The organism is Vibrio sp. 10N.247.310.17, from assembly GCF_041466605.1.
GTDB classification, from domain to species: domain Bacteria; phylum Pseudomonadota; class Gammaproteobacteria; order Enterobacterales; family Vibrionaceae; genus Vibrio; species Vibrio tasmaniensis_A.
Genome location: NZ_JBFSTC010000124.1, coordinates 1 through 10,959, shown reverse-complemented (window position 1 = coordinate 10,959; position 10,959 = coordinate 1). Strand labels below are relative to the sequence as shown.

General features: G+C 41.3%; 15 protein-coding genes. 14 read left to right on the top strand and 1 reads right to left on the bottom strand.

Going from position 1 to position 10,959, the window contains the following annotated elements:
* The 12 genes from AB6D80_RS22755 to AB6D80_RS22700 form a co-directional block, all read left to right on the top strand.
* The coding region (locus tag AB6D80_RS22755; RefSeq protein ID WP_372189676.1) for a hypothetical protein at positions 1 to 1,184 on the top strand (1,184 nt) is incomplete at its 5' end.
* Positions 1,185 to 1,229: 45 nt separating this feature from the next.
* Positions 1,230 to 2,420 (top strand): toprim domain-containing protein, encoded by a 1,191-nt coding sequence (locus AB6D80_RS22750; RefSeq protein WP_081231378.1) that lies wholly within the window; start codon positions 1,230 to 1,232, stop codon positions 2,418 to 2,420.
* Between the two features lie 132 nt (positions 2,421 to 2,552).
* The gene (locus tag AB6D80_RS22745) at positions 2,553 to 2,786 is read left to right on the top strand and encodes a hypothetical protein (RefSeq protein WP_081231379.1); all 234 of its coding nucleotides are present in this window, start codon (positions 2,553 to 2,555) and stop codon (positions 2,784 to 2,786) included.
* Positions 2,787 to 3,069: 283 nt separating this feature from the next.
* Complete coding sequence (locus AB6D80_RS22740) at positions 3,070 to 3,540, top strand: DUF4314 domain-containing protein (RefSeq protein ID WP_198595718.1); 471 nt, start codon at positions 3,070 to 3,072, stop codon at positions 3,538 to 3,540.
* Entirely contained in the window at positions 3,530 to 3,763 is a 234-nt protein-coding gene (locus AB6D80_RS22735; protein WP_081231380.1) for a 2Fe-2S iron-sulfur cluster-binding protein, read from the top strand. The genes AB6D80_RS22740 and AB6D80_RS22735 overlap by 11 nt, the downstream gene beginning before the upstream one ends.
* Before the next feature lie 78 nt (positions 3,764 to 3,841).
* On the top strand, positions 3,842 to 4,534 hold the full coding sequence (locus tag AB6D80_RS22730) for a hypothetical protein (protein ID WP_081231381.1): 693 nt from the start codon (positions 3,842 to 3,844) through the stop codon (positions 4,532 to 4,534).
* A 93-nt stretch (positions 4,535 to 4,627) separates the two neighbouring features.
* A complete protein-coding gene (locus AB6D80_RS22725) occupies positions 4,628 to 5,152 on the top strand; it encodes a hypothetical protein (protein WP_081231382.1) in 525 nt (174 codons plus the stop codon).
* The gene (locus tag AB6D80_RS22720) at positions 5,152 to 5,640 is read left to right on the top strand and encodes a hypothetical protein (protein ID WP_081231383.1); all 489 of its coding nucleotides are present in this window, start codon (positions 5,152 to 5,154) and stop codon (positions 5,638 to 5,640) included. The genes AB6D80_RS22725 and AB6D80_RS22720 overlap by 1 nt, the downstream gene beginning before the upstream one ends.
* A 55-nt stretch (positions 5,641 to 5,695) precedes the next feature.
* Positions 5,696 to 6,142, top strand: a complete 447-nt coding sequence (locus AB6D80_RS22715; protein ID WP_081231384.1) for a hypothetical protein — start codon at positions 5,696 to 5,698, stop codon at positions 6,140 to 6,142.
* A gap of 101 nt (positions 6,143 to 6,243) precedes the next feature.
* Entirely contained in the window at positions 6,244 to 6,792 is a 549-nt protein-coding gene (locus tag AB6D80_RS22710) for a hypothetical protein (protein WP_154724110.1), read from the top strand.
* A gap of 84 nt (positions 6,793 to 6,876) precedes the next feature.
* Positions 6,877 to 7,290, top strand: coding sequence for a hypothetical protein (locus AB6D80_RS22705; RefSeq protein ID WP_081231386.1), 414 nt, complete (start codon positions 6,877 to 6,879; stop codon positions 7,288 to 7,290).
* A 195-nt stretch (positions 7,291 to 7,485) separates the two neighbouring features.
* Positions 7,486 to 8,169 (top strand): hypothetical protein, encoded by a 684-nt coding sequence (locus AB6D80_RS22700; protein ID WP_081231387.1) that lies wholly within the window; start codon positions 7,486 to 7,488, stop codon positions 8,167 to 8,169.
* Positions 8,170 to 8,389: 220 nt separating this feature from the next.
* On the opposite strand, the gene AB6D80_RS22695 is transcribed toward AB6D80_RS22700, so the two are convergent.
* Positions 8,390 to 9,487 carry a hypothetical protein gene (locus tag AB6D80_RS22695; protein ID WP_372189674.1) on the bottom strand — a complete coding sequence of 366 codons (1,098 nt, stop codon included), beginning with the start codon at positions 9,485 to 9,487 and terminating at the stop codon, positions 8,390 to 8,392.
* 213 nt (positions 9,488 to 9,700) lie between these two features.
* Here AB6D80_RS22695 and AB6D80_RS22690 point away from each other — a divergent pair, with 213 nt between their 5' ends.
* Both AB6D80_RS22690 and AB6D80_RS22685 read left to right on the top strand, forming a co-directional pair.
* Positions 9,701 to 10,147, top strand: coding sequence for a hypothetical protein (locus AB6D80_RS22690; protein ID WP_081231389.1), 447 nt, complete (start codon positions 9,701 to 9,703; stop codon positions 10,145 to 10,147).
* A gap of 29 nt (positions 10,148 to 10,176) precedes the next feature.
* Complete coding sequence (locus AB6D80_RS22685) at positions 10,177 to 10,845, top strand: hypothetical protein (RefSeq protein ID WP_372189672.1); 669 nt, start codon at positions 10,177 to 10,179, stop codon at positions 10,843 to 10,845.
* The last annotated feature ends 114 nt before the right edge of the window (positions 10,846 to 10,959 follow it).

The window sequence follows — 10,959 nt, the reverse complement described above, 5'->3', positions numbered from 1 at the left end:
CCGGTTCAGATTCAGATGATGATTCAGATGGTCAGGGCTCCGGTTCAGATTCAGATGATGATTCAGATGGTCAGGGCTCCGGTTCAGATTCAGATGATGATTCAGATGGTCAGGGCTCCGGTTCAGATTCAGATGATGACTCAGATGGTCAGGGCTCCGGTTCGGATTCAGACGATGATTCAGATGGTCAGGGCTCCGGTTCGGATTCAGATGATGACTCAGATGGTCAGGACTCCGGTTCAGCTGGTCAGGGCGCTTCTCAAGGCTCTTCAACCCGTAACCCACTCAGTGATGAAGATTTTCAGCGCTTGGGTGAAGCATTGGCCGATCTTCATGAGCTTATCGATCAAGCGATCAATAAACATGCTTCAGTGAATCCGGCATCCTATGAGGACATTTGTAACTATAACGTCACGCCAGAGCTAAATGGGCGAATGTTATCAATGCCAATCCAAAGCAGTATCAACTCTGGTGCTCGTGCGATTAAACGTATTATCGAATCGCAGATGTGGGCTAAAGAGGCTGTACCCATCATGTACGATGAATCTGGTAGTGATTTTGACTGTGATTTACTTGCGGGTGTAACTGCTGGTAACAGTCGAATCTTCTATACAGAGGATATCGTTGAGACTCATAAATCTTCATTCGTTATTGCGATTGATATTTCTGGCTCAATGGGTGTGCCTGTTACAAATGAGTCTGGAGATCGAACTGGCTACTGTCGATTAGACATTGCCCAGAAAGCCGCCTTATCGGTTGCAGCTGCACTTGAAGAGTTGGATGTACCAGTATCAGTCTTGTATTTCAATACGATGGCTTATGTTGGAAAGTCATTCAATGAACCTTTGATGCAATGCTATCCGCGAATCGGTATTGACTCTAGTGATGGTACTGAAACCAATAAGGCTGTCTTAGCTGCTCGTCAAGAGTTTACAAAGCTCGATTTGGCAAGCAGAAAGCAATTACTTGTTGTTACCGATGGGTGTCCAGCTGATACACATGCTGTCGAAAGTCAGGTAGAGCAATGTAAAGCCGAAGGGATTGATGTTGCGTCAATCAATATTTGCGAATCAAGGTACGGAGGCATTCCAAATTATCAAGTGATACGTGATGCTGATGACCTTCCCGCTGTGTTGGATGACATGATTCAACAGAACTTGTTGTCATCGATTGAAATTAGTTAAACGTAACAGTGACGCTCTTCGGAGCGTCCCTTTTAGGAGGTCAAAATGAGCAATTACAGAAGATCAAAAATCCAAGATGTACATGCGTTAGTGATGCGTCATGGTGGCTGGTCCTCAGTGTTCAAATGTTACGGTGAACTAACTGAGGCGATGCGAAAGTCTTCAAATGGTGTTTCTAAAGCTGTACCAGATCCATTCACTGGCAAAGGCAAAACTGTCTTTCGCTTGTACAAAGATTGGAACGAGTCTGGTGGCGGTTATTACAATGGTAAGGGTCGTATTGGTGATGGTATTGATATGGTCGCTTGGCTTGAAAATTGTAATAAATCGAAGGCGATGGACATTATCTTAGATATTTTGGGGGAGTCTACAGACAACATTTCTCAACGAGAAGTGAAAGCCGTAGCCGCTCAAAAAGAAGAGAAAGCTGTTCTTAATCCTGCAGATATAAGCAAACGCCTATGGATTTTGCAAAAGGTTGAACATGAGGCATTTGCTGTCACTGAATCTGAAATAGGTATGAACTATCTAATATCTCGCGGATTAGGTGACATTCAAATACCTTGCAACGTTGGGTTTCACTCACAACTTAAAATGTGGGACTCACAAAGCAACGAAGTGTATTTACCAGGCATTGTTTTATACATTCAAAATTTGAAAGGTGAGGCGATTGCTTTTCATCGAATTTTTTTGAATGACGATGGCTCAGATAAATCACCGTTGCTTGATAACCCTAAGATGCAAATGTCACCAATAGAGGATCCTCGCGGTGCATCAATACAGTTTGGTATGCCTTTAATCTGCAAAGATGAAATGGGCAATACACGAATTGTGTTAGGTGTTGGAGAAGGTCCTGAAACCTGTTTGGCTTGCCAGCATGCTGAGAGTATTCCTGTTTGGTCAGGTATCTCTTCTACCTTGATGGAGCTGATCGATATTCCTTTCGAAGTAACCGATTTGGTTATTTTTAAAGACAAAGATCGCCTTACACAAGGAAAAGACATGCCGGAAGGCGACAGAGCTGCCATCTCTTTGAAGGAACGTGTAGAGAAAAATATGAATCACTGCAAAGTGACCATTGCATCTCCACCGAGTCCCATCAAGGAATTGGCAAAATCACAAGATTGGCTTGATGAATGGTGTGATTCTGGATATCAGAATTTCATCGGATACTTAGCCAAAAACAAGCTTACACCGGTTGGTTTTCTCGATAGAGAATTTAACGATGTTGCTTAAATACGCATTAGCCTTCCTTCGGGGAGGCTTTTTGCTTTTAGGTCGCTCAAGGATTGGTCTAAACGCAAAAAGCTCAAGACAATGCACGGTTGCTGTATAACGATATAAATAAAATCACTGAAGGAGAACCTTATGGTCACTGGGTCTTGGTACACGGTTGATGGTAAAAACATTGAAGGGCTGTCCGAGCTAAAGTTCTCTGATATGGCCAATGCACTGAGTGAAGTTGAGGCTTCCTATGAATGCATCGTCCTTGAAGAGTCAGAGCGGTTAGGGTGGAGCTTATTGCAAGTGAAAGCCGTTGTGCCAATTAAGGATGGCACAGTAAAACGAAAATCAACCTTAAGGTTACTACTCAGCCATTAGGTCACTAGAACACAAGTACTTCGTAAACACGGAAAATACCGCCAGTAATTGCCAAAAGTACGATGAAATTCGTGTTAACTGTAATTGATTTACCCGAGAAATTTATCACTTTATTAAAGTGATTATTCCTCATCCAGTTAGGATGCTGTTGCAATATCCTCTTGTCTTATGACATGTCCCCATTGACTTTAATACCCAAGTCACAAAAACCTACCCATAGGGAACAGTTCGTACCCTATTACCATAGGTTGCGTTTGTTCCTTTATTCCTTGGAGGAATTACCATGCGCAACTCTATCATTGATGCAGCTTTAGCAAACTATACGTCTTCTATGACCCGCTATATCTGTAACGATAACCCGTTGGACCTACAAATCGCGCAATGCGCTGTTCGTTGGATTAACGCCTCTCTTGAGCTTACTGGCCGTGAACATTTCCGAACTACATCAAATGGATTATTAGATGTGCCATTTCTTTTAGATTCAAAATACCACGATAACTTCGCTACAGATTGCTGGTTTCTGGCTGAGACTTTATTTGTCCCGACTACTGAAACAATCAAGCAATCGCTTAAACCTGGTGACGTCATCAAGATGATTCACATGAACGATATTGACCCAATTGATGCAGGAGAACTTGGTCAAATCAAGCGTATCGACGACATGGGAACATTGCATATGCAATGGGACAACGGTCGTTCTCTTGGTATTTGCATGCCTGCTGGAGATTTATTCGAGGTTTATTATGCGAGTTAACAACACACCCATTCCAACTGATTCTTGTACGGCGCTTGTCGCACTAGAAAGAGCTGGATACAAAGTAAATTCTGAATGCCGAAATGGTTACTGTGGCGCTTGTCGTCTCAAAGCTACTGGCACTCCTACTTACTTAAATGACCCTATTGGATATAAGCAAGACGGTGAAATACTTGTTTGTTGCGTTGATTCGCAATCAGACATTGACATCGAACTACCTTAATTACCCATAACCCCAACAAACTCAACGTCAATCAAAGACATTGAACTTGTATCCCCAATTCCTATGGAGGAAACCCTTATGTCATATGAAATCATCTATGAGAAATTTGCTACGTTCTGTCCTGCAGATGTAGTAAGTCAACAAAAGAAAGATTTCCTACTCAAACATTTCAATATCAATTGTTCAACTATGAGCGATTACGATATCGATGCCGAACTTTTCAGACGGTTCAAGATCATCTCAACGGATAACTTGTACATGCTTCAACTCTTAATTGGTCCGTCCAATTGTGTTGATACAGAGTCAGGAAAGCGCACCCGAGATTGGATGTATTGCGGTGTCGACACTGAATATTCACTATTCCAAAAATACGGATGTGAATGGTGCCGAAGTGTTGAAAGTGGCGATTTAAAGCCTAATGGTCGATGGGCAACCCCTGAAGGCTGGCTTAAATCATTACGATTGGCATTCAAGCAAGCAGTGAGTTATGAGGCTATGCCTTATTGTCATTCCATGTCTTTTTGGATCGTCAAACCTACAACCTGGGAAGATCAGTACAAACTCAAGCAGTTTGAATCGATGGTATCCAGCTTTGGTGCTGACATCATGGAAAGAAGTTGGTTTGGTACTCGCAAGTTATATTGCTCATTTAGCCCTGAGTCGATGTTTGAAATGTACCTGTTTCAAGAACTATCGATTCGTTTTTTTGGCAAACGTGCATTCAGCACGACTAGCCCGAGTCTAGGTCTAGTCAAGCAAAGAGCTATATAGCTCAACCCCTTACACCTTACCCATTAGCAGGGACTTTCTTCCCTGTGGGAAGTTGTCCCTTCAAAACCTTAATAGTTCTTGGAGGAACTGAATATGATCACTTCAGATATGCTTTTAACTGCAGCAAAACCCTTCGGATTACCAATCGTTGCGATTGATGATATTGAAGCTGATGCGCGTAGCTTGAATCGTACTCGCCGTGATAACCCAACCACCCAATTTCTCTGGGTTGTAAAGCCTTGTGGCAGTGTCTTGTTTCCAATTGGAAAAGGCGTGAATCCACACTTCGTGACATTTTGTTTTGAAGCAAGTCATCAAGCGTTCTTGATAAAAAATGACGATATCTTTCCGATTGAAACCGAAGAAGCCGAACAGCTTTCGTGCAAACTTCCTTTCGATGTGACGGGTATTCGATATCAAGAAACACTGGTACGCAAAGTCACTCAATTACTGAGCCATGCTTGCGTGCATTCTTCTGCTCTTGCGGAATGTAGCTTAGATGAAAACTCTAGCTGGAAGTCATGGCAACGTTGGTTCGAAGATCTAAATCATCCAGTCATGGCTGCGTTTATGTCTCTTTGTATTCAGCGTTCGATTGAACTGACGGAGGCAAACTGATGAATCGCAAAACTTTAGATATTCAACGTCCATGTCGTCGAATACACGATGGTCACAGCTTTATGATTGCTCAACGTGTTCTGCGTTTGCCTGATGAAGACTCTGGCCTGTCTCATTCAATTGTTCGATTCGAAAACAGTCGTGTTGGTTTTGGAAGCTTAAAGCTAAAAAGACGAACGGCAATTCGAATCACCAACAAAGAGAATGGTCAATGGATAATCCGATATTGCATGGGTAATGGCGGCAAGATTAAAGGGCTGAACAAGGAATATATTGCTATCGATTACGATGGTGTAAATGAACTTGGTGTGACCTTTAATAAAGACGTTCGTTTGTCTGTGAATACAGCTGACTGGTGGGACATTACAAGATGGTTTTGGACGTTCCCAGATCTCAATGTAAAGCTTTCCTTTCGTTTAGGTTTGATTGGATTTCTTTTAGGGATAATCAGTCTAGCTGACTTAATTGCGAAGCTATTTATAGCTTAACCCCCTGTGGGTCCGATACCCATTAGGGCGGTCCCCTCATTTCAAGAGGTATACCATGAATGAACTAACACCTACATCGCAAGATGTTGAAGCCCCTCGATCCGTTTTGGAGTTTCTAGACAACTTAACAGCATCGAAATACTTCTATCTTGAGGCCGCTGGCGCGTACCTTAGTGAAGTTATTGATTCTGAATTGCTCGATGATAAAGCCAAGTTGCTCGAATTCATTGAAGACAATAAGTGTGAAGCCGTTGAAGACATCAGCGCAGAGTTGGTTGAAAAGATGATTTCTGACCGTGCAGATACATTGCACAGTTCAGCGTTATACATCTTGAAATCATTTCTCGGCACAGTGCCTAAAACTGAGGTTGAAGCTCTTCAAGATGGCGCTGTTGCTGATATTTGGTATGACGCTTCGGACCACGGAGACACTAGCGCCGCAGCAGTCATCAAAAATACGCAAGATGCCATGAGCATTATTGCTGACTTCTTAACGAAGTAACCAATCTTAAAGGAATCTTCCTTTTACTCCCTTTGGGGCATACGTCCCGTAGGGGAGTTGTGTGCCTCATAGGTTAACCAGCTTATGCAGAGGAACACATTATGGGCTTTTTTTCTTTCAAAACCGCTGACACAAAACAGTCAATCTTTAATACGTGTACTGAGAAGTGTCGTCCAGTGTACATGCTCCAACCAAACAACGAAGACCCAATATATGAACCGGCTTATGAAGGTTATGGTGTTTTCGGAGGGGTTGATGCTTATACATGGTTAGCGAAACATAATTTGCCAACGACAGTCACGAACTCATACGACGACGATGAACTCCGAACTCTGGGGATAAAATTGGCCTTTGGCTTGGACTCTTTTGAATACGATAACCATCTATTCATTAAAGAGAATGAGTTGGATGTGCTAAGACAGGTGAACCCTGCACTGCTTGAACGCGAGTTTACCCAATTCCAAGCTTTTTCCGATTTCATTATCGTGAACGGCGAGGAAATTAGACCAAACGATCTCCCATCGCATTTGAGAACTGACCTGCAATTAGCACCAGTTAAATACCCATTAAAATTCAGTTTCAGAAAAGGTAAGCAATACAGTGATTACCCTGCTTCTGAGAGCTGTCCATATCAAGGTTACTTCATTTAACCCCAAACCTTGATACAACCCACCACTACCCGTGAGGGATCTTCCCTCATAGGGATAGATCCCTCAAAATTGGAGGAATCTATCGTGGAATCAACCTATTTAGATGATACCGACCATATCTTAATTAAAGCGTTATCCAAAGAAGATATGCCGATAAATGAAATTGCCAAAAAGTTTGAAGTACCAATTGCCAATATCGCGATGTCACTAGACACCTGCCATTTTGCAATTACTGACAACATTTTGCGTAAAAACTCTCAGCTAGGAAAAATGAAATTGACTGCCATTGGTATTGAAAAACGATGTACCTTATGCAATCACTTTTTTCCGCTCACTAAAGAATTTTGGCACGTCAAGCGCACCACTAAACATGGCCAGCGTGAGATGGGAACCTGCAAAAGTTGTGAAGCTGAAAAAAAGCGTCGTCAAGAACTCGATGGCCGCTTAAAAGACTTAGGAGGTAAAATGTGTTTCTCGACACGTTACCTGAATAAGTAGCTGCATACCTTGTAGTTAAGATGAAAAGTCACCCGATCGGGTGGCTTTTCATCCACCATTTCCATCCGCTTTGACACATCCAGCCATCTCGCTTCGCCCTAAATTTCAATTTCTTTGAAATACTTCCTAAATCCGCATTCGTATGTTGCATAACCGTTTTAACCGACTATCAAGAACTTAAATGGGTTAGCGCACATGAATAAACAGGACACGATCAACCAAGCACTGAATATCATCACCAGTTGGAACCTTGATGACAGCCATTCCAAATCCTTCTCTGATTTTGTCTTCTATTGGGCCTTTGCGCATACTAATCAACACAAAGTGACTACAAGGTTAGATTCTAAAGAATCAGTACAAGATGGGGTGGTAGAGCTTGCACAGTTGTTAAGCAATGCAATGCTTAATGGGTACAGTGATCCAATCGGGGACATTCTGATTGAGTTAGGTGTGAATACAAAGACGAAACGAATCAACAATCATCAAGATGACGATTTTTTAGAGCAAATGATGGGGCTCAATGATAACGAGGTCTATGAACCATTTTGCGGTACTGGTGCGTTAACTATGGAGCTCATGCAGGCATATTGTGAAAAGCATACAGAACGCAGCAATCCTCTCGATCACTACACTTATTATCTCGAAGAGGTTAAGCCCCTCAACTGTGCAGCCGCAGTGATTCAAATCTTTCATAAGCTCGAATACCTATCTACCAAATTTGGTACTGCCATCATTCCAGGCAACCTCAAAATCATCAATATCGATCCGATAACACGACAAGAGGGGACCCAACACTACATCGCCAGTAAGATGTCGGATGCTGAACAAATTGAACACAACCTGAACTCGCTGCCTAACACTCAACCGACGATACACTAGGGGGCATTTATGATAGTAAGTTTGAGTGCAGTTAAAGCATTAACCTTTCATGCTTGATTTTCCCGTTCAAGTGGCGTGAGCGAGTTTGCCATTTTGGTTTAGCAGTGTTCTGAGAAGGCTTTGCCCCTTAATGAGATACAGTCCAAAGTTGAAACAGTAATGTTGAGGTCACTTTGATATTCAAAAGTATTGAGCAGCTAAAGAAAAGGGCAAAGCCAACTTATTCACACCTTTCAGTGAGCATAAGTTTTGTTTTAAGAAACGCAAGTTTGATGTCATCAGTTTTGGTGAACTTGAACTTACCATCAGTAGAAGCGTCGAACCTTTCAAAATAGTATTCGAGTAGCGGATCATACCTACCACTGTGAACCCAAGTGTAGAACTTTCCGAGTTCGTATCGTAATTCTTTATTAAGGTCAGATCTTAATCTCAGTACACTAATGGTTGCTAGGTCAACGATGTTCATTTCTTGTAGATTCGTCTTAATCTCTTCAATCAGAGGTAGGAGGGATTCTTTATACTTATCAGCTAATGGTACAAGGTCAGCGTCATTTACTTCCGCTTCAAAAATCATAATGAGGTCATCAATCTCTCCATTATAGTCTTCGTTATCTAATCTTTTTTCTGACTCAGTGCGAAGAACATAGAGTTGTTCTAAAGGATCAGGTTTAGTCTCAATTTTTTCTTTTGAAAGTTTGTGTTGGTACTCAACAAACAGCGTTTCAATCCTATCAGCGATAACATCTAGGTACTCATATCGTATCTTGAGAAATTCGAACAGCTCATTGATATTCAGGTTTAACGTTAAGTCCTCTTTGCCCACATCTCGACTGTACAAATGAACACTCAGGTCGCCAGTGTTGAAACTGCTTGTAAATGGCCAACTTGCGAATCGCTTTGAATTCTCTTGATTAAGATTTACTGGGTGAGCACCGAAACACGCCCTGATAGTTTTAAAGTAATTATTGTCATCTTCATTAGGGAAGAGGCGAGCTTTGAAGCATTTCTTTTCACCATGAAACGGATCTTTATTGTCATTCATAAACACTCGATGGAGTTGTTTGATTGACTCGAAAATGAGGTCTATTGAAGAGATAAGAGAGTAGACCTGCATACATCTACTATCTATATTCTTGTCAAACTCAGGTGCATTTTCTAAGTGCCTAACAGAAACAGTGATCCAATCCATAGCAGAGCAAACGAGGTTAAAAAGGTTCTTACCGCCTTTATCTTTGTAGATTTGATACACAAAGCTAGAGTTTGAGTTCACTAACTCCCTAAAATCCGTGATTTTATCATCACTAACAACGCTTCTCATTCACCAGTTCCTTTTCTAACTAACTGAAAATATTATAAAGAATGGCAATTATGATAGTGATAGTTCTTGATCTCTTCAAATATATTATCTTTCGACACACATCATAGATTGATATTGGTTGAGTTTTATATTTGATGACCGCAACATAGACGAAATTCAATCGCGAATAATTCCCAATATAAGGAATTAGCTAATGATTGATAAGGAGATTAAGTGCAAGTATCAGAACTAAAAACAGTGGCCACCCTGGTCCGGAAAGTGATTAAGAAGGTCGTTTCAGAGTCAACCTATGTTGATGTTGAGCTTCAAAGGTTTCCTTCAGGTTCGTGTGAGGTATCTAGTGTAATTTTGGGACTCTATTTGAGAGAAAAATATGCTGTTAACGTTGTACAGTCAGTCGGCAAACGTCCATCTCCGGAATGCGAGTACAGTGAAAATAACCATGTTTGGTTAACGGTGAATGAAACTATTGTTGTCGACATCACTGCTGATCAGTTTGACGATTGTTTGGAGAAAGTATTTGTTGGTCGCGATAGCGCTTTTCATGACACATTCGAAGTTTATGATACAAGACCGGTAGATTTTAGTTACTTACTGAGACGCGGTTCAGAGGGATATGGACATATATATAAGGAAGTAGTTACTCGAATGGCAAACTAGTTTACCTAGTCGCCAGCTTATTCGATTGGTTGAGTTTAGTTAACAAGGTGACTTTTAAGTGCTTTATATTTTTCGATGGAGGGGTACTCATAGATAAATTTGATGTTGAGCTACTTGGTTGGGACGGTAGTCTGGAAAGTTGTTTAGGCATGTTTTCAGGGCTTTATGGATATCACATTGACCCTAGTACCCACAAAAAACCTAATGAATGTATTAAGTATGAAGAATTCCTTAAAAGTTCAAATGTTTTGAATCAATGGCAAGAGAGTATGGCCAGTAACGGTGATACCCCGATATTTAAACTATTTCAGAGAAACTATAGAGGTTTCAATGTCGATGATTTCATTAATTTAGATATGGAAATACAGGAGAAAGGTCTTTCATTAGCCAAAGGTCAGATTTTGTTTCGCGGTGTCTGTTCTGAAAATGATGACTGGACCAAACCTGTGTCTACAACTTTGTCTCCTTACATCGCGATTTACCACGCATTGAAAAATGGTTATACGAAGCCCATAAAAATATGTGTAATCGAGGTTCCAGTTGATACAAATGTAAAGGCTATTATAGGTCCATTTGGTGACAATGTTGATTTTGGGCAAGAGTATGAAGTTTTAGTCAATTTTAAGCACCGCCCGAAAGTTCATGAAGAGATAACTAGAGGCAAATTGATCTTTATGGTCAGTATTGGATTCTGGTAGTACCTAGACACACGCTTTGGGACGTAGAAAAGTTTCAAACTTATTGTCCAGCGATAATAGTGTATCCGCCCCACGAACCCACGGGGCGACTTGTCAGTGTTTGAAGTTCCAAGG